Origin of the sequence: Phenylobacterium ferrooxidans, assembly GCF_042714595.1 — a bacterium.
Classification (GTDB): Bacteria; Pseudomonadota; Alphaproteobacteria; order Caulobacterales; family Caulobacteraceae; genus Phenylobacterium; species Phenylobacterium ferrooxidans.
The window spans coordinates 1-18,710 of record NZ_JAOTJD010000029.1 but is presented as its reverse complement, the minus strand read 5'-3'; the positions used below and the strand labels follow the sequence as shown (position 1 = coordinate 18,710).

The following is an 18,710-nucleotide window of genomic DNA, read 5'->3' as shown; positions in this document are numbered from 1 at the left end:
CTTAAGCGGCGACCTCTTTCATGGAAACCGATGGATCCGCAAGCCTGTCGAGATTGACGTGCTTGCGGTTCCCGATGAGCTGGCGGCCCATCATGTATTCCGGCGGGGCGTTGACCGCCTCCACCGATTGAACCTGATCGCCCTTCAGATGGAAGATGGCGAACTTGCCTGACGCAGGGTCCCCCCGCACCAGGATCTGGTCGGTGTCGAAGGGCAGGCCCGCGATCTGGAGCTTGAGGTCGTACTGGTCCGACCAGTTCCACGGCACTTCCGGCGTCGGCGCCGGGCGGCCGGTGATGGCGCAGGCCACCTGCTTGGCCTGTTCCAGGGCGCTGGGCACGCTCTCGGGGCCGAACATCCGGTCATAGTGCGGCAACGGCCGGTGGCTGCAGTCGCCGATGGCGAAGATGGCGGGATCGGAGGTTCGCGCCTCCAGGTCCACCACCACCCCGCGGGCGGTGTCGAGACCGGCGTCGGCGGCGATCTCGTCATTGGGCTTGCCGCCCACGCCGACCAGGACCGCGTCGGCGGGAATGATGCGGCCGTCGGCCATCTTCACGCCCGTGACCTTGCCGCCCTCGCCCACCAGGCTGTCGATCTTGGCGCCCAACTCGAAGGCCACGCCCCGGGCGCGGTGATAGTCGGTGAAGAAGGTCGACAGCACCTCGCAGGCGCTGCGCGACAGGATGCGGGCCTCGCGCTCGAACACGGTGGCCTGCGCGCCCAGGGTCCGGGCCGAGGCCGCGACCTCCAGGCCGATATAGCCGCCGCCGATGATGGCCACGTGATGTCCGGGCAGCAGATAGCCTTTCAGCTCCTCGGCGTCGGCGGCGCTGCGCAGGGACAGCACGCCCGAAAGCTCGGCGCCCGGCAGCGGCAGCTTGTTGGGGCGCATGCCGGTGGCGATCACCAGGATGTCGTAGGTCAGGCTCGAGCCGTCGGAGAGCTCGACGATCTTGTCGGCCCGCTTCAGGGTCACGGCCGAGACGCTGGGCCGGAAGTCGATCTGGTTCTCGGCGTAGAATTCCAGGGGCTTCAGGGCCAGGGAATCGGCGTCCGCCTCCCCCTTCAGCCAGGCCTTGGACAGGGGGGGCCGCTGGTAGGGAACCACCGGCTCATCGCCGACCATGGTGATGGGGCCATCGAAGCCATATTGGCGCAGCAGGGCGACCAGCGTGCCGCCGGCATGCCCTGCGCCAAGAACCACCACATGTGTGCTCACTGAACCCATGACAGCCCCATGCAGAAAAATGACGCCGGCGTCAACTTACCGAACAGAGTTCGGATGATCAGACGACCCGCTCGGCCAAAGTCTTCTTGATCTCGGCGATGGCCTTGGCGGGATTTAGACCCTTCGGGCACACCTGGGCGCAATTCATGATCGTATGGCAGCGATAGAGCTTGAAGGGGTCCTCCAGGGCGTCCAGGCGCTCGCCGGTGGCCTCGTCTCTGGAGTCGATCAGCCAGCGATAGGCGTGCAGCAGGGTGGCGGGGCCGAGGTACTTGTCGCCGTTCCACCAGTAGCTGGGGCACGAGGTCGTGCAGCAGGCGCAGAGGATGCACTCATAGAGGCCGTCCAGCTTCTCGCGGTCCTGCGGGCTCTGGATCCATTCCTTCTGCGGCTCCGGGGTGGAGGTGTGCAGCCAGGGCTCGATGGAGGCGTACTGGGCGTAGAACATGGTCAGGTCGGGGACCAGGTCCTTGACCACCGGCATGCTGGGCAGGGGGGCGATGGTGCAGTCGGCGCCCGGGACCTCGTCGTGGCCGTGGGTGCAGGCCAGGGTGTTGCGGCCGCCGATGTTCATGGCACACGAGCCGCAGACCCCCTCGCGGCACGAGCGGCGGAAGGCGAGCGTCGGGTCGATGGTGTTCTTGATGTGGATCAGGACGTCCAGGACCATGGGGCCGCAGTTGTCGACATCCACGTCATAGGTGTCCCACCGCGGGTTCTCGGTCCCCTCGGGATCGTAGCGGTAGACCTTGAAGGTCTTGGTCTTGCCGCTCCCGGCCGGCGCCGCGTGGTGGCGGCCCTTTTCGACGCGGGAGTTCTTCGGCAGGGTCAGCTGGACCATCAGACGCTTTCCTTGGAAATCTGGATCACCGTTGGACGTCGCAAGATCAGTACACCCGCGCCTTGGGCGGGATGTAAGCGATGTCATTGGTCATGGTGAAGTCGTGCACCGGCCGGTAGTCGATGGCCACCTTGCCCGTGGCGTCGTCGAACCAGGTCAGGGTGTGCTTCATCCACTGGCCGTCGTCACGGTCGGGGAAGTCCTCGTGGGCATGGGCCCCGCGGCTTTCGGTGCGGTTGTGCGCGCCGACGACGGTGGTCACCGCCTGGCCGATCAGGTTGTCCAGCTCCAGGGTTTCCATGAGGTCGGTGTTCCAGACCAGGCCCCTATCCGTCACCTTGAGGTCCCCGCGCTTGGCCTGGACGGCCTCCAGGCGCTTGACGCCCGAGGCGAGGCTGTCGCTGGTGCGGAACACCGCGGCGTCCTCCTGCATGGCCATCTGCATCTCGAGGCGCAGGGCCGCCGTCGTGGTGCCGCCCGAGGCGTTCCGGAACCGGTCGAACCGGGCCAGGTGAGCGTCGGTCTCGGTCTTCTTCAGCTCCGGCTGGGTCGCGCCGGCCTTGATGGTCGCCGCCGTCCGCAGCGCCGCCGAGCGTCCAAACACCACCAGGTCGATCAGGGAGTTGGACCCCAGCCGGTTGGCCCCGTGCACCGAAACGCACGCCGCCTCACCCACCGCCATCAGCCCCGGCACCACCTTGTCCGGATTGTCGCCGTCCCGAGTCACCACTTCCGAGAAGAAGTTCGTCGGAATACCACCCATGTTATAATGGACAGTCGGGAGCACAGGAATTGGCTGTTTCGTGACGTCAACACCTGCGAAGATCTTGGCGCTTTCTGAAATCCCCGGCAAACGCTGGTGCAGGATCTTGGGATCCAGGTGATCAAGGTGCAGGTGGATGTGGTCTTTCTTGGGACCAACCCCCCGGCCTTCGCGGATCTCGATGGTCATGGCCCGGCTGACCATGTCGCGGGGCGCCAGGTCCTTCACCGACGGCGCATAGCGCTCCATGAACCGCTCGCCCTCGGAATTGGTCAGGTAGCCGCCCTCGCCCCGCGCGCCCTCCGTGATCAGGCAGCCGGCGCCATAGATGCCGGTGGGGTGGAACTGCACGAACTCCATGTCCTGCAGGGGCAGGCCGGCCCGCAGCGCCATGCCGCCGCCGTCGCCGGTGCAGGTGTGGGCGCTGGTGGCCGAGAAATAGGCCCGGCCGTAGCCGCCGGTGGCCAGGATCACCTGCTGGGCCTGGAACCGGTGCAGGGTCCCGTCATCCAGCTTCCAGGCCGTCACGCCCCGGCAGACGCCCTCGTCCATGATCAGGTCGAGCGCGAAATATTCGATAAAGAATTCAGTACTATGCGCAAGCGACTGGCCATACATCGTGTGCAGCATGGCGTGGCCGGTACGGTCGGCCGCAGCGCAGGTGCGCTGGATCGGGGCCTCGCCATAGTTGCGGGTCATGCCGCCGAAGGCGCGCTGGTAGATCTTGCCATCAGGCGTGCGGCTGAAGGGCACGCCCCAGTGCTCCAGCTCATAAACAGCAGCCGGCGCGTTGCGGCAGAGGTACTCGATGGCGTCCTGGTCGCCCAGCCAGTCCGACCCCTTGACGGTGTCGTACATGTGCCAGCGCCAGTCGTCCTCGCCCATATTGCCGAGGCTGGCGGAGATGCCGCCCTGGGCCGCCACGGTGTGCGAGCGGGTCGGGAAGACCTTGGTGATGCAGGCCGTCTTCAGGCCGGCCTGGGCGCAGCCCAGGGCCGCGCGCAGGCCAGACCCACCGGCCCCCACGACGACGACGTCGAACTTGTGATCGATGAACTCATAAGTCGCCATGGGACCGATCAAGCGCCTCCCAGCGCGACCTTGAGGATGGAGAACACCGCCAGCGAACCCGCCAGGCCGCAGACGAAGAGGTTGAGAAGCAGCAGGGCCGACTTGGTGAGGGTCTTGTGAATGTAGTCCTCCACGATGACCCGCATGCCCGAATGCATGTGCAGGAAGGAGATCGCCACAAGCAGCACCATCAGCACCGCGTTGACCGGCTGGCTGATCCAGGCGACCGCGCCGTAGTAGTCGGTGGCCGCGAGGGTGATGACACCAAAGACCGCCCAGAGCACCAGGGGAACAAGGGCGATGGCGCTGACCCGCTCGGAGATCCAGTGGCCGACGCCGTGCTTGGCCGAGCCAAGGCCGCGGGCGCGGCGCAGGGGGGTGCGGTAGTTTTCCATCAAAGCGCTCCCGTCATCCAGGCGATCGCCCAGACCGCCAGGCTGGCGGCGATGGCGAAGGCGTAGCAGGCGATGGCGCCCATGTTGGCGATCGGCAGCTGGAAGCCCGTGCCAGCGTCCCAGAGCAGGTGCTGCACGCCCTTGGCCAGGTGGTAGAAGACCGACAGCGTCAGGCCGAACATCACCAGCTTCCCCAGGGGTGAGCCCAGCAGCTCCATGAAGGCCTGGTAGGCGTCAGGTCCGGCGGCGAGCGACACCGCCCAGCCGGCCAGGATCAGGGCGCCGAAATAGAGCCCCACCCCGGTGATGCGGTGCAGGATCGAGCCCACCATGGTGGCGTGGAACCGCCAGATCTCCAGGTGAGGCGACAGCGGCCGCGCGCGGGGGCCTGGGGTGGTCTCTGTCATGGCTGTTTCCGAGAGGATGAAGCGGCTCCGCTTTTAAGCGCCGGGCGCCCGGTGTCAACGAAACCAGGCGCCGCGTGGGGACCAGGGATCAGGATGCTGACCATCGGCCACGCCTTAGGGAGCTTCGCTGAACGCGAAGGATGAACGGCTTCCACAATGCCCACAATGCGTCTTATCTAGACCCATCCTTCGTAGGAGACGAAGATGCGGTTTGATCTGGTGGACCTTAGGCTATTCGCCGACATCGTCGAGGCCGGCTCCATCACCCATGGCGCCGTCCGCAGTCACATCGCCCTGGCCGCCGCCTCCACCCGCGTGCGGGCGATGGAGGAGGAGATTGGCGCGGCCTTGCTGACCCGCAGCCGCCAGGGGGTGGCGCCGACCCCGGCCGGCCAGACCCTGCTCAAGCACGCCCGCCTGATACTGGAGCAGTCGGCCCGCCTCCGGGAAGACCTGGGCGCCTATGCCGGCGGCCTGTCGGGCGAGGTCCGCCTGTTGGCCAACACCAATGCGTCGACCGAATTCCTGCCCGAGGCGCTTGGACGCTTTCTGGCCGACAATCCCAAGGTCCGGGTCGACCTGGAGGAGCGGCTCTCCGACGAGATCGTCGGCCTCATCGCCGAGGGGGTGGGGGACATCGGCATCGTGGCGGGCACGGTGGATGTGGGCGGGCTCGAAACCTTCCCGTTCCGCTCCGACCGCTTCGTGGTGGTGGCGCGAAAGAACCACCCGCTGGCGTCCCGCGCCCGCGTGGCCTTCGCCGAGGTGCTGGCCTTCGACCTGGTGGGACTGGAACGCACCAGCGCCCTGCAGCGCTTCCTGGCCGACAAGGCGGCGCGCCTTGGCTCGGGCCTGAACCTGCGTGTCCAGCTCCGCAGTTTCGACGCCGTCTGCCGGCTGGTGGAGGCCGGTGTGGGCGTGGGCGTCGTGCCCCAGTCCACCGCCGCGCGCGTCGCAAAGACCACGCCGCTCTCGGTGATCGAGCTGGAGGACGACTGGGCCGTCCGCGACCTCACCCTGTGCGTCCGCCGCTTCGCTGACCTGCGGCCCTATGCACAGGACCTCGTGCGGAGCCTGCGGGCCTAGCTCTCCACGCTGTCCGCCAGCCAGTCGGCCGAGCGCATCTCCTGCAGGCGCGAGGCCGTGCGTTCGAACTCGAAGGCGCCGTCGCCCTGCGGATAGAGGGCGACGGGGTCGGCTTCGGCCAGCACGATCAGGCGGGTGTGGGCCTCGTAGAGGGCGTCGATGAGGATCACCAGCCGCCTGGCCTCCTCCCGCCGGTTGGGCCCCAGCCTCGGCACGTCCTCCAGGAACACCGTGTGGAAGCGCTCGGCGATGGCGACATAGTCATTGGGACCAAGGGCCACCGCGCAGAGGCTGGCGAAGGAGGCCCGCACCATGCCGCCGGCGGCGTGGGGGAGGTGAACCTTGCGGCCCAGCACCTCCAGGGTCTCGCCGATTTCGGCCTCGTTGCCCAGCATGTCGCGCCACAGGGCCGCGAAGCTGCGCTGGTTGTCCGGGTCGTTGGGGGAGAACCAGACGCCCGCCGCCCGCAGGCGGTCCAGACGGTAGTCGTGGCTCCCCGTCACGCTCACCACGTCCAGGCGGCCCTTGATCATCTCGATGAAGGGCAGGAACAGCTGGCGGTTGATGCCGTCCTTGTAGAGGGCGTCCGGGACCCGGTTGGAGGTGGCCACCAGGGTCACGCCGCGGGCGAACAGGGCCTCGAACAGCCGCCCGAGGATCATGGCGTCGGCGATGTCGGTGACCTGGAACTCGTCGAAACACAGCAGCCGCGCGCCCTCGGCCACCACGTCGGCCACAGCGGGGATCGGGTCGTCGCCCCTGTGCTGGCCGAAGCGGGCCTTGCGGGCCGCCGTATCGCCCGAGCGCCATTGCCCGATCAGTCGGTGGATCTCGCCCATGAAGACGTGGAAGTGCGTGCGGCGCTTCTTCGCCACCGGCGCGACCTCGTAGAACAGGTCCATCAGCATGGACTTGCCACGCCCCACCGGCCCCCAGAGATAGACCCCGCGCTGGGCCTCCGGCTTGCGGAAGAACGCGGTGAGGCCCGAGGGCTCGGAGCCTTCCAGGTCCCCCTCCAGCCGAACGAGCGCGGCCAGGCCCGACATCTGCGCCGGGTCGGGACGAAGGGCGCCCGAGGCGAGACGGGCGTCGTAGGCGGCTTGCAGGAGGGAGGCCATCGCCTCCGCCTAGCCCGCGCCGCTCGGGATCACAACAGCGGGAACAGGGTCACGCCCCCAGGGGTTGAACTTGGGCGACGCACAAGGAGACCTCCATGCCGCAAGACCCCCGCAGCTTCTCGCCCGACACCCCTCAGTCCGGCCCGGGCCAAGAGATCGACGCCGAGGCGATCGCCGAGGATCTGGAAGCCGAAGGCAGTCATCAGGGGATCGGCCGCCGCGGCGGCGCGCCCGCCGACCGCGAGCACGGGGTCAAGACCCGCGCCCACAACAAGGACATCATCAGCGGCCGGACGTAGCCGCCGACGCACCGGCCTTCTTCGCCACCTGCGCCAGCTCCTTGCGGACAAAGCGGTAGGTTTCCCGCTTCTCGCAGGCGCAGGCCCGCATCTCGCCCTTGGCGTTCCACCACACCAGGGTGGGATAGCGGATGCCGTTCGGCTCACTGACCGCGACACCGTTGTCCTTCAGCAGGGGGCGCAGGTCGTCGGTCATTTTCCGGCCGGCTTCGATCACCGCGCTGCGGGCGATGTCGCTGTCGGCGGGGACGATGCCGGGCGCGGTCCAGGCGGCCGGAACGACGGCCTCCCAGGCCTCCATCAGCTCCCAGGCGCTGGGCGTGCCATGGCGGATCCAGAGCTCGGCCACCGTGCTCCGCTCCACCGGAGTCGACTTGGCCAGGCCGTTCATGTCGCGCCGCGCGATCTCGATGACCCGGGTGTCGATCCCCTGCTCGTGTAGCGCCGGGAACTCTTCCTTCTTGAACCGCAGGCAGTCGGGGCAGGTCCGGAACGAGACCATGTAGAGCTTGCCCTGGGTGAGGCCGGGCGAGGCCCAGCCCGCGCTCTCCAGGATCTTGGTGATCTCAGCCTGGTGCTTGGTGATGGTCTGGGGCCGCCAGCGCAGCTCGTAGTTCCAGTAGGCCCAGGCTCCACCGCCGGCCAGAACCACCACCAGCAACAGGATCGCCCAGGTCCGGAAACTCATCATCAAACTCCTAGTCTACGAATAGGATAACCGCGGCGATCCCACTGTGTCACCGCATGGTGGGAATGACGAAGGCCGAATCCTCGCTGGCGCCCTCGGGCCACCGGGCCGTCACCGTCTTGACCTTGGTGTAGAACTTCACGCCCTCCATGCCGTGCTGGTTGGCGTCGCCGAACGCGCTGCGCTTCCAGCCGCCGAAGGTGTGGTAGGCCACCGGCACCGGGATGGGCACATTGATGCCCACCATGCCCACATTGACCGAGGCCGCGAACTCGCGCGCCGCCCGGCCGTTGCGGGTGAAGATGGCTACGCCGTTTCCGTACTGGTGCCTGGACGGCAGCTCGACCGCCTCCTCGAAGGTCTCGGCCCGCACGATCTGCAGGACCGGCCCGAAGATTTCTTCCTGATAGGTGCGCATGGTGGGCTTCACCTGATCAAACAGGGTCGGGCCGATGAAGAACCCCTGCTCGTAGCCCTGCAGGGAGAAGCCGCGGCCGTCGGCCACCAGCTCGGCGCCCTCGTCGACCCCCATCTGGATATAGTCGGCCACCCGCTGGCGGTGGGCGGCGGTGACCACCGGGCCGTACTGTGCCGAGGTGTCCGACGAGATCCCCACCTTCAGGGTCTCCATCTCGGCCAGCACCTTCTCGCGCACCGCCTGCGCGGTCTTCGCCCCCACCGGCACCACCACCGGCAGGGCCATGCAGCGCTCACCGGCCGAGCCATAGGCCGCCCCGATGATGTCCTTCACCGCCTGGTCCAGGTCGGCGTCGGGCAGGATGATCCCGTGGTTCTTGGCCCCGCCCATGGCCTGGACCCGCTTCCCGTGCGCGGTCCCGGTCGAATAGACGTAAGAGGCGATGTCCGAGGATCCGACGAAGCTGACGGCGGCGATGTCGGGATGGGTCAGGATGGCGTCGACGCTGACCTTGTCGCCGTGCACCACGTTCAGCACGCCCTTCAGGTCCATGCCCAGGGCCGCGCCGGCCTCCATGAACAGTTCGGCCAGCCGCACCGGCAGGGTCGGGTCCTTTTCCGAGGGCTTCAGGATGAAGGTGTTGCCCACCGCGATGGCGATGCCGAACATCCACATCGGGATCATGCCGGGGAAGTTGAACGGGGTGATGCCCGCCGCCACCCCCAGGGGCTGGCGCATGGAATAGACGTCGATGCCGGGTCCCGCGCCCTCGGTATATTCGCCCTTCAGGGCGTGGGGGATGCCGCAGGCGAACTCGATGACCTCAAGGCCACGCTGGATGTCGCCCTTGCTATCGGCCACCACCTTGCCGTGCTCGGACGAGAGCAGCTCGGCCAGCTCCTGCATGCGGGCTTCCACCAGGCGCTTGAACTCGAACATCACCCTCGCCCGGCGCTGCGGATTGACCGCGGCCCAGGCCGGCTGGGCCCGCAACGCGGCCTGCACGGCGGCGTCCAGCTCGGCGGGGGTGGCGAGCGCCACCCGGGCCTGCACCTCGCCGGTGTTTGGATTGAAGACCTCGCCATGCCGGCCGGAGGTCCCCGCGACGGGCACGCCGTCGATGAAGTGTGTGATCTCGCGCATGGGCGAAGTTCTAGAGCCTTTCCGCTTGAAACAAAAAGGCTCTGAAACAGATCCTCCCCTCAGTCAGCTTCGCTGACAGCTCCCCCAGGAGGGGAGCTTCTTGGAAGACCAGCCCCTTGCACCGGGTGCTCAGGCGAGGGCATCCTGCGCCCCATGAGCAGTGTCGCCACCGAAGCCCTGCCGGCGCGGCGGGCCTACCACGACCACATCGTCGACACCCTGATCGCCGAGCGCGCGCCCAAGCTCTCGGGCGGGGTCGCGTGGCCGCTGCTTCGCCCCCTGCTCTATCGCCTGCTGGACTATCGCAAGGCGCGGTCCATGGCCGACGCCATCGCTCCCATGGGCGGCCGCGAGGCCCTCGACTACGTGTCACGCCTGCTCGATGTGAAGGTGAGCGCGCGCGGCCTGGACCGCGTACCGCGCACCGGGCGCCTGGTGCTGATCTGCAACCATCCCACCGGCATCGCCGACGGTGTCGCGGTCTATGACGCCCTGCGGGCCCTGCGCCCGGATGTCTGTTTCTATGCCAATTCCGACGCTCACCGGGTGTCCGAGGCCTTTGGGGAGGTGCTGATCCCGGTGGAATGGCGCGAGGAGAAACGCACCCGCGAACGGACACGCAACACCCTCAACCTGACCCGCGAGGTGCTGGAGGCCGAACGCCCCCTGGTGATCTTCCCGGCCGGACGCCTGGCCAGACGAGGCCTGGACGGAGCCTTGGCCGAGTCGCCCTGGATGAGCAGCGCGCTGTCCATCGCCCGCAAGTACGAGGCCCCTATCGTACCCCTGCACCTGAGCGGCCCCTGGTCGACCCTGTTCCATTTCTTCCACCGCTTCTCTCCGGAGCTGAGGGACATCACCCTGTTCCATGAGCTGCTGAACAAGCGCGGCCAGCAGTTCCACCTGACCGTCGGCCCCATCGTGGGGCCCGAGCGGCTGGATACGGACGTCACCACCGCCACCGACCAGCTCAAGGCCTATGTCGAGCACGTCCTGCCCCAGCATCCCGACCGGGCCTTCGCATGATCGTGGAGGCGGCCGGCGACTTCCGCCTGGATGACGAGGACGCCACCTCCGCCCTTGGCGCGGCCCTGGCCGGGGCGCTGCGGGTCGGCGAGGCCCTCTGCCTGACCGGCCCTCTGGGGGCGGGGAAATCCACCCTGGCCCGAGCCCTCATCCGCGCGCTCACCACGCCCACGGAGGATGTGCCCAGCCCCACCTTCACCCTGGTTCAGTTCTATGAGGGCGAGGGCCTTTCGGTGGCCCATTTCGACCTCTACCGGCTGACCAGCGCCGACGAGGCCTATGAGATCGGCCTGGATGAGGCCCTGGAGGACGGGGCGGCCTTGATCGAATGGCCCGAACGGCTCGAAGGTCGCCTACCGCCCGACCGGCTGGATATAGAGATCACCATCGAGGGGGAGGGCCGCCGGGCCCGCCTGACCCCCAACGGCGCCTGGGAAGGACGTGGGTTTGAGTTCCGATCGTGAGGCCATCAAAGCCGCCTTCCTGGACCGGCACGGCTGGGGTGACGCCGCCCGCGTGCCGCTGAGCGGCGACGCCTCGACCCGGGCCTATGAGCGGCTGCATCCCGCCACCGGGCCCAGCCTGATCTTCATGGACCAGCCGCCGAACGCCGAGACCGCCCCCTGCCATCCTGAGGCCACGCCGGACGATCGCGCCAAGGCCGGATACAATGCCCTGGCGCGTCTCGCCGCCGGCCGGGTGGACGCCTTTGTCGCCGTGGCCGAATGGCTCAAGGCCCAGGGCCTGTCGGCGCCGGCCATCCTGGCCCACGACGCCGCCCAGGGGTTGGCGGTGCTGGAAGACCTCGGCGACGACCTGTTCGCCGTGCTGATCGAGGGCGGCCTGGACGAGGCGCCGCTCTACGACGCCGCCATCGAGGGCCTGGTGCGCCTGCACGAGGCCCCGGCGCCCGAGGCGCTCACCGCGCCCGGCATCGAATGGCCGCTGCTGGATTATGACGAGGTGGCCCTGAAGACCGCCGGCGACATCCTTCCAGAGTGGCTGCCGAGGCTGAAGCCCGAACTCAATTTCAGCGACGCCGCCATCGCCGAATGGGACGCGATCTGGGCCCCGATCCGGGCGCGTGGCGCGGCGGGCGCGTCCGTCTTCTGCCATCGCGACTACCACGCCGAGAACCTGATCTGGCTGCCCGACCGCCAGGGCGCCGCCCGCGTCGGCCTGCTGGACTTCCAGGACGCGGTTCGCGCCCACCCGGCCTGGGACATGTCCATGCTGCTGCACGACGCCCGGCGCGATGTCTCGCCGCAGCGGGAGAAGGCGGCGCTGGATTACTACTTCAAGCTCCGCCCCGAGCTGGACCAGGCGCGGTTCCTGGCCGACTATCACGCCCTGGGCGCCCTCAACATCGTCCGAATCCTGGGGATCTTCGCCCGGCTGGTGACCCGGGACGGCAAGCCCCGCTACGCCGCCTTCATGCCCCGGCTCTGGCGCTACCTGGACACCTGCCTGGCCGATCCGGCCCTGGCCGACCTCAAGGTCTGGTTCGACGCCAACGTGCCCGCGAGCTCGCGCACATGAGCACGCCCGGCCCGAAGGTGGCGATGGTCCTGGCCGCCGGGATCGGCAGCCGCATGCGTCCCCTGACCAATGACCGGCCCAAGGCCCTGGTGACGGTGAAGGGCAAGGCCCTGATCGACCATGTCCTGGACCGCCTGCACGAGGCCGGGATCGAGACGGCCGTGGTCAATGTCCACCACTTCGCCGACCAGATGGAGGCCCACCTGGCGGGCCGCACCAACCCCCGCGTGGTCATCGCCGACGAGCGCGCCGCCCTGCTGGACTCCGGCGGCGGCATCAAGAACGCCCGCCATCTGCTCGGCGACGACCCCATCCTGGTGGCCAATATCGACTCCCTGTGGGTCGGCGGCGAGGTTCCGCCCCTGGAGGCTATGAAGCGGGCCTGGAACCCGGCGAAGATGGACCTCCTTCTGCTGCTGGTCCCCCGCGACCAGGGCATCGGCCTGGAGGGGCCCCGCGGCTTCCGCCAGGAAACCGACGGGCGCATCATCCACATGGCCGAAGACGCCAACCCCGCGCCGCTGGCCAATGTCGGGTTCCAGATCATGAAGCCGCAGCTGCTGGACGATCAGCCGGAGGGGGCCTTCTCCATCCTGCCCATCTGGTGGCGGCTGCAGGACGAGGGCCGCATCCACGGCGTGGCCATGGACGCCTTCTGGCTGCACGTCGGCGATCCCGCCGCCCGGGACGAGGCCGAAGCGAGGCTGACGTGATCGCCCTGCTCGCAGGCGAAGGCCCCCGCTGGTTCAACATCCCGGCCCACCGCCCCTTCGTCCACGACCTGGCGCGGGGCCTGTTTGACGCCCTGTCGCCGCTTGGCCCCGAGGCCCTGTCCCAGGCCGTGGTTCTCACCCCCACCCGCCGCGGCGCCCGGGCGCTCGCCGACGCCTTCATCGCCGCCGCCGGAGGCCGCGCCGTCCTGCCGCCGCAGATCAGGCCCCTGGGCGATCTGGACGAGGGCGAGCCGCCCTTCGAGCCCGGCGACCTGGCCATCGACCTGCCCGCCGCCATCGAGCCCCTGCGCCGCCGCTTCGAGCTGATCGCCCTGGTGAAGGGCCACGAAAAGGAACTGAAGCGCGAGCTGGACGCCTCGGCCGCCCTGGAACTGGCCGACGCGCTCGGTTCCTTCCTCGACAGCCTGCAGATCGAGGAGGTCAGCGCCAGGGATGGCCTGGCCGACCTGGTGAGCGCCGACCTCGCCGAGCACTGGCGGGTCAGCCGGGAGTTCCTGGAGACCGCGCTGACCGCCTGGCCCGCCCGGTTGCACGAGCTCGGCGTCGTCGATGTCAGCCAGCGCCGGGTGGCCCTGCTGCGCGCGCTCGCGGAATCCTGGGACCGCAGGCCGCCCGAGGGAATTCTCATCGCCGCGGGCTCCACCGGCACGGCGCCGGCCACCGCCGACCTGCTGACCGTCATCGCCCGCGCCCCCCAGGGCGCGGTGATCCTGCCCGGCCTCGACGAGAGCCTGGCCGACAAGGCCTGGGCCCAGGTGGGCGAACAACACCCTCAAGGCGCCATGAAGCGTCTGCTGACCCGCGCCGGGATCGCCCGCCGCGGCGTCCTACTGTGGCCGGCCTCAGACACCCTGGACACCGCGGGCCGCTGGCGGCGCCGGGTGATCAACGAGGCCCTGCGGCCCGCCGAGGCCACCGCCGACTGGCTGACCGTCATCGAGACCCTGCGCGCCGAGGGCCAGGCCGAGGAAATCGACCCCATCGCCGAGGGCCTGAAGGGTCTGTCGGTGGTCACCGCCCGGGGAGAGGAAGAGGCCGCCACAGTGGCCGCCCTGCTGCTGCGTGAGGCGCTGGAGGTTCCCGGCCGGACCGCCGCCCTGGTGGCGCCCGACCAGACCCTGGCCCGCCGCGTCGCCGCCAAGCTGGCCCGCTGGGGGGTGGGCGCGGACTCCTCGGCGGGCTCGGCCCTGGCCGGCTGCCGCTGCGGGGTGCTAGCCGCCCTGGTCGCCAAGGCGGCCGACGATCCCCTGGACCCGGTCACCCTGCTGGCCATCGCCAAGCATCCCTTGGTCCGTCTCGGCGCCGACCTCGAGACCCTCGACCGGCGGCGCGCCGCCCTGGAGCTGCACGGCCTGCGCGGGCCCCGCAAGACCACCTGGGCCGCCCTGGAGGCCCACCTACGCCGCAAGACGTCGGACGCTCGTATCGAACCCGGCGTCGTCGAGGACGCCCTGGCCTTCGCCGGTCAGCTGCGCGACGCCCTGACCCGCCTGCAGGCGCCCTACACCGACGACGAGGCCCGTCCCGCCGAGGCCGCCCGGACCCTGGCCGAAACCATGGAGGCCCTGGCCGCCGACGAGACCGGCGACACCGGCGACCTCTGGGCCGGCCATGGCGGCGAGGCCCTGGGCCGCCTGCTCTCGGGCCTGATGAGCGAGTCCGACGGCTCGCCGGCCGTCAGCCGCCGCGGCTTTGCGGATCTTCTATCCCGGCTGATGTCGGGGGAAAGCATCCGCTCGGGCGGCGCCACCCATCCCCGCCTGCGCATCCTGGGCGCCATCGAGGCCCGCCTGACCCGCGCCGACCGCCTGATCGTCGCCGGCCTGGAGGAAGGCGTCTGGCCCCAGGGCGCGGCCCTGGACCCCTTCCTGTCACGCCCAATGCGCGAGGCCCTGGGCCTGCCGCCTCCCGAACGCCGCGTGGGCCTGGCCGCCCATGACTTCGCCCAGGCCGCCTGCGCGCCCGAGGTGATCCTGCTGCATTCCGAGCGACGCGAGGGCGCGCCCGCCGTGAAGTCCCGCTGGCTCTGGCGGCTTGAGACCCTGGCGCGCGGCGCCGGCATCGACCTGCCGACCCGTCCCGAGATCCTGGACTGGGCGAGGTCCCTCGACGCGGCCACCGACTACACCCCGGCCAAGCGCCCCGCCCCGCGCCCGCCGGTCGCCGACCGCCCCCGCGATATGGCCGTCACCCGTGTCGAGGCCCTGACCCGGGACCCCTATGCCGTCTGGGCCCGTGACATCCTGCGGCTCTACCCCCTCGAGCGACCCGACGAGGCCGTGGAGGCCCGCGCCCGCGGCACCGCCATCCACAAGGCCTTCGAGCGCTTCGCCGAAGCTCACCCCGTTGAGGTGCCGTCCGACGCCGCCGCGATCTTCGAAGCCATGTACGTCACCGCGCTCGAGGAGGCCGGCATGCCCCACGAGGCCCTGGCCCGCGAAAGCGCCCTCGCCCGCGAGGCTGCGCAATGGGTCGCCGACCTGGAGCGGCGGCGCCGCGCCGACGGCCGCACCATCCATGTGGAGCTGAAGGGGGAGCTGGAGATCAATGCGCCGGGCGGCCTCTTCAAGGTCAACGCCCGGGCCGACCGCATCGAGATTTCCCCCGAGGGCTACGGCCACATCCTCGACTACAAGACCGGCAAGGCGCCCTCGCAGAAGGTCGTGGACACCGGTTTCTCGCCGCAGCTCACCCTGACCGCCGCCATCCTGGCCTATGGCGGTTTCCCCACCCTGGGCCGCCCCATGCCCGGCGACCTGACCTATCTCGAGGTCACTGGCCGCAAGCCCGCTGGCCGCGAGGAGACCCGCGCCGCCGCCGGGGAGGAGAGCGAGGCCGCCGCCCGCACCGCCCTGGACGGCCTGGGCAAGCTGGTCGCCCGCTTCGACGACCCGGCCCAGCCCTACCTGTCGCGATCGGCCCCACAGTTCGTGAAGACCCACATCAGCGACTATGATCACCTGGCCCGGGTGTTCGAATGGTCCACCAGCGGCGACGAGGAGGGCGAATGACCATCATTCCCTTCCCCAGCCGCGAGATCGATCCGCAGCGTGTCGCCGCCGACCCGGAGCTGTCGGCATTCGTCACCGCCAACGCCGGCTCGGGCAAGACCAAGACCCTGATCGACCGGGTCGCCCGCCTGCTGCTGGCCGGCGCCGAGCCCGCCACCATCCTCTGCGTCACCTACACCAAGGCCGCCGCCGCCGAGATGCAGCGCCGGCTGTTTGGCCTGCTGGGCGACTGGTCGGTCTGCGACGACACCCGCCTGCGCCAGGCCCTGTCGGACCTCGAGGGCCGGCCGATCGGCGACTATGACCCCCTGCGCCTGTCAGCGGCCCGCGCCCTCTTCGCCCGCGCCCTGGAGACCCCTGGCGGCCTGAAGATCCAGACCATCCACGCCTTCTGCGAGAAGCTGCTGCGCCGCTTCCCGCTGGAGGCCGGCGTCTCCCCCGGCTTCCGGGTGATGGACGACGCCGCCTCGGCCGCCATCGCCGACGCCGCTCGCAAGGCCGTGGCCCGCCTGGCGCTCAAGGGCGAGGGGCTGGTCGCTGAGGCCTATGCCCGCTTCTCCGTGGCCCTGGATTTCCAGAGCTTCCAGTCGATGTTCGGCGCCTTCGAGAGCGCCCGGGGCCGCCTCGCCGCCTATCTGGAAAAGCATGGCGGCCTGCCGGGCGCCGTGGCCGATATTTGGGGGGTCTGCGGCTTCCCCGAGCCGGTCGATCCCGAGGCCGTCGAGCTGCGCGCCATCGCCGCGCTCAACCTGCGCACCTGGCGCGAGGCCGCCGAGGTCCTGGCCCAGGGCGGCAAGGCCGACGCCAAGAACGGCGCGGCCCTCGCGGCCCTCGCCAGCGAGCCGACCTTCCACGGCGCCCTTGCCTGCCTCTTCACCGACAAGGGCGAGGGGACGCCGGCCACCTGGGTCGCCAAGACCAGCGGCCTCAAAAGCCACGAACCCCTGCGCGCTGGCCTGCTTGCCGACCAGGAAGCCCTGGAGGAGGCCCGCGCCTGGCGCCGCGCCGCCCAGGTGGCCGTGGATACCCAGGGGGCCCTGATCCTCGCCAACGCCTACCTCACCGCCTACGCCATGGAGAAGGCGTCCTACGGCGCGCTGGATTTCTCCGACCTCATCGAAAAGACGCGGGACCTGGTGGCCGAGAGCCCGGCGGCGGCCTGGGTGCTCTACAAGCTGGACGGCGGCATCGACCACATCCTGGTGGACGAGGCCCAGGACACCGCGCCGGACCAGTGGGCCATCGTCCGCTCCCTGGCCGGCGAATTCTTCTCCGGCGCCGGCGTCCCCACCGCCACCCGGCTGGAGCGCAACATGTTCGTGGTGGGCGACGAGAAGCAGTCGATCTACTCCTTCCAGGGCGCCCGGCCCGAGTTGCTGATGGAGCAGTTCGAGTTCCACAGGGACCGCGCCACCGGCGCCGGCTTCCGCTTCGAGAAGGTGGATCTGCTGGATTCCTGGCGCTCGACCCCCCAGGTGCTCACCTTCGTCGACGCGACCTTCTCCTCGCCGGAGCTGGCCACCGCCATCCTGCCGCGCGCCCTGGCCGAGCCCATCACCCACAAGGCGCGCCGGGTCGATCACGCCGGCTGCGTCGACATCTGGCCCCTGGAGCGGGAGGAGAAGGGCGACGTCCGCGAGGCCTGGGACGCCCCCCTCGACCAGGAGACCGAGGCCAGCGCCAACAAGCGCCTGGCCGCCCGCATCGCCTGCGAGATCGGAGACCTGCTGGCCCGCGGCGACGGGGTGTTCGACAAGGGCCTGGGCGAGAGGGGCGAGTGGCGCCCCGCCCGCCCCGGCGACGTCCTGATCCTGGTGCGCCGCCGCAAGGCTCTGTTCGAGGAGATCCTGCGGGCCCTCAAGCACGCCAAGATTCCGGTCGCCGGCGCCGATCGCCTGGCGCTCTCCGAACACATCGTCTTTGACGACCTGGTGGCGGTCGCCCGCTTCGCCCTCTTCCCCGCCGACGACCTGACCCTGGCGGCCCTGCTGCGCAGCCCGTTCTGCGACCTCACCGACGACAGCCTCTACGCCCTGGCCCGCAACCGCGCGCCGCTGAGCCTGTGGCAGGCGCTCACCGCCCGCGCCGAGGAGCGCCCCGAGTGGCGAGAGGCTCACGACCTGCTGACGCGCCTGCTGGAGGAGGCCCGCGAGCGGCGGCCCTTCGAGTTCTATTCCCGCCTGCTGGGCGCCCGCGACGCCGCCGGCCGCTCCATGCGCCAGCGCCTGCTGCGCCGCCTCGGCGGCGAGGCCGAAGACGCCCTGGACGAATTCCTGGCCCAGGTCCTGGCCGCCGAGAGTCGGGGGACCCAGGACCTGGAGAGCCTGACCGCCGCCTTCGCCAGCCTGGACATCACGGTCAAGCGCGAGATGGAGGCCGGCCGCGACGACGTCCGGGTCATGACCGCCCATGGCGCCAAGGGTCTGGAGGCGCCCATCGTCTTCCTGCCCGAAACCACGCTGAGCCGCGGCGCGCGCGGTACGCCCCTGCTGGAGACCGCGGACGGCGGCTTCCTTTGGTGCGCTTCGGCCAAGGGCGACTGCGAGGCCTCGGCCACCGCCCGCGAACGCCGCGCCGCCCGCGAGGAGGATGAGGCCTACCGCCTGCTCTACGTCGCCCTCACCCGGGCCCGCGACCGCCTGGTGCTCTGTGGCCGGGTCGCCGCCAACGCCAAGGAAGAGAACCTCAAGGGCTGGTGGGGGGCGCTCACGGCGGCCTTCGACCATGCCGAGGTGAGCCCGCACAAGCGCGCCACCACCTGCCGCGAGCTGCAGATCCTGCGCTTCGGCCCCGATCCCGTGGCCCTGGGCAGGGCCGCCGACGCCGCCGTTGCCGCGACCGCCGCCCCGTCCTGGACCCGGGCAGAGGCGGCGGCCGAACCCCACGCCCGCTACGCCTCGCCGTCACAGCTGGGGGAGGACGCCGCCACTCCGGCCGCCT

General features: G+C 70.0%; 16 protein-coding genes. 8 read left to right on the top strand and 8 right to left on the bottom strand.

What is annotated here, in order from left to right; genetic code table 11:
* Nucleotide 1: 1 nt before the first annotated feature.
* The 5 genes from OCL97_RS14815 to sdhC are packed head-to-tail and all read right to left on the bottom strand — an operon-like array spanning nucleotide 2 to nucleotide 4,708.
* Complete coding sequence (locus OCL97_RS14815) at nucleotides 2–1,231, bottom strand: NAD(P)/FAD-dependent oxidoreductase (protein ID WP_377370692.1); 1,230 nt, start codon at nucleotides 1,229–1,231, stop codon at nucleotides 2–4.
* Nucleotides 1,232–1,289: 58 nt separating this feature from the next.
* Complete coding sequence (locus tag OCL97_RS14810) at nucleotides 1,290–2,072, bottom strand: succinate dehydrogenase iron-sulfur subunit (RefSeq protein WP_377370691.1); 783 nt, start codon at nucleotides 2,070–2,072, stop codon at nucleotides 1,290–1,292.
* 46 nt (nucleotides 2,073–2,118) lie between these two features.
* Nucleotides 2,119–3,906, bottom strand: a complete 1,788-nt coding sequence (gene sdhA, locus OCL97_RS14805) for a succinate dehydrogenase flavoprotein subunit (RefSeq protein ID WP_377370690.1) — start codon at nucleotides 3,904–3,906, stop codon at nucleotides 2,119–2,121.
* Nucleotides 3,907–3,914: 8 nt separating this feature from the next.
* Entirely contained in the window at nucleotides 3,915–4,301 is a 387-nt protein-coding gene (gene sdhD / locus OCL97_RS14800) for a succinate dehydrogenase, hydrophobic membrane anchor protein (RefSeq protein WP_377370689.1), read from the bottom strand.
* Nucleotides 4,301–4,708 (bottom strand): succinate dehydrogenase, cytochrome b556 subunit, encoded by a 408-nt coding sequence (sdhC, locus tag OCL97_RS14795; protein ID WP_377370688.1) that lies wholly within the window; start codon nucleotides 4,706–4,708, stop codon nucleotides 4,301–4,303. Before sdhC ends, sdhD begins: the two co-directional genes overlap by 1 nt.
* 204 nt (nucleotides 4,709–4,912) lie before the next feature.
* On the opposite strand from sdhC, the gene OCL97_RS14790 reads away from it, so the two are divergent.
* Nucleotides 4,913–5,794: a LysR substrate-binding domain-containing protein gene (locus OCL97_RS14790; protein WP_377370687.1), complete on the top strand. Its 882-nt coding sequence runs from the start codon at nucleotides 4,913–4,915 to the stop codon at nucleotides 5,792–5,794.
* Here the strand turns inward: OCL97_RS14790 and zapE are convergent.
* Nucleotides 5,791–6,912, bottom strand: coding sequence for a cell division protein ZapE (gene zapE, locus OCL97_RS14785; RefSeq protein WP_377370686.1), 1,122 nt, complete (start codon nucleotides 6,910–6,912; stop codon nucleotides 5,791–5,793). The genes OCL97_RS14790 and zapE overlap by 4 nt on opposite strands.
* A gap of 95 nt (nucleotides 6,913–7,007) precedes the next feature.
* On the opposite strand from zapE, the gene OCL97_RS14780 reads away from it, so the two are divergent.
* On the top strand, nucleotides 7,008–7,211 hold the full coding sequence (locus OCL97_RS14780) for a hypothetical protein (RefSeq protein ID WP_377370685.1): 204 nt from the start codon (nucleotides 7,008–7,010) through the stop codon (nucleotides 7,209–7,211).
* Here OCL97_RS14780 and OCL97_RS14775 read toward each other — a convergent pair.
* Together OCL97_RS14775 and OCL97_RS14770 are read right to left on the bottom strand one after the other, a co-directional pair.
* Nucleotides 7,195–7,899 (bottom strand): hypothetical protein, encoded by a 705-nt coding sequence (locus tag OCL97_RS14775; protein WP_377370684.1) that lies wholly within the window; start codon nucleotides 7,897–7,899, stop codon nucleotides 7,195–7,197. The genes OCL97_RS14780 and OCL97_RS14775 overlap by 17 nt on opposite strands.
* Before the next feature lie 49 nt (nucleotides 7,900–7,948).
* The gene (locus tag OCL97_RS14770; protein WP_377370683.1) at nucleotides 7,949–9,460 is read right to left on the bottom strand and encodes a CoA-acylating methylmalonate-semialdehyde dehydrogenase; all 1,512 of its coding nucleotides are present in this window, start codon (nucleotides 9,458–9,460) and stop codon (nucleotides 7,949–7,951) included.
* Between the two features lie 153 nt (nucleotides 9,461–9,613).
* On the opposite strand from OCL97_RS14770, the gene OCL97_RS14765 reads away from it, so the two are divergent.
* The 6 genes from OCL97_RS14765 to addA all read left to right on the top strand — a co-directional run.
* On the top strand, nucleotides 9,614–10,486 hold the full coding sequence (locus tag OCL97_RS14765) for a 1-acyl-sn-glycerol-3-phosphate acyltransferase (RefSeq protein WP_304776370.1): 873 nt from the start codon (nucleotides 9,614–9,616) through the stop codon (nucleotides 10,484–10,486).
* Nucleotides 10,483–10,950: a tRNA (adenosine(37)-N6)-threonylcarbamoyltransferase complex ATPase subunit type 1 TsaE gene (gene tsaE, locus OCL97_RS14760; protein ID WP_377370682.1), complete on the top strand. Its 468-nt coding sequence runs from the start codon at nucleotides 10,483–10,485 to the stop codon at nucleotides 10,948–10,950. Before OCL97_RS14765 ends, tsaE begins: the two co-directional genes overlap by 4 nt.
* Nucleotides 10,928–12,025, top strand: a complete 1,098-nt coding sequence (gene amgK / locus OCL97_RS14755) for an N-acetylmuramate/N-acetylglucosamine kinase AmgK (protein WP_377370681.1) — start codon at nucleotides 10,928–10,930, stop codon at nucleotides 12,023–12,025. Before tsaE ends, amgK begins: the two co-directional genes overlap by 23 nt.
* On the top strand, nucleotides 12,022–12,738 hold the full coding sequence (locus tag OCL97_RS14750; protein ID WP_377370680.1) for a nucleotidyltransferase family protein: 717 nt from the start codon (nucleotides 12,022–12,024) through the stop codon (nucleotides 12,736–12,738). Before amgK ends, OCL97_RS14750 begins: the two co-directional genes overlap by 4 nt.
* Nucleotides 12,735–15,770, top strand: a complete 3,036-nt coding sequence (addB, locus tag OCL97_RS14745; protein WP_377370678.1) for a double-strand break repair protein AddB — start codon at nucleotides 12,735–12,737, stop codon at nucleotides 15,768–15,770. The genes OCL97_RS14750 and addB overlap by 4 nt, the downstream gene beginning before the upstream one ends.
* Nucleotides 15,767–18,710 (top strand): double-strand break repair helicase AddA (gene addA / locus OCL97_RS14740; protein ID WP_377370677.1); only part of this gene is annotated, 2,944 nt, incomplete at its 3' end. The genes addB and addA, both read left to right, overlap by 4 nt.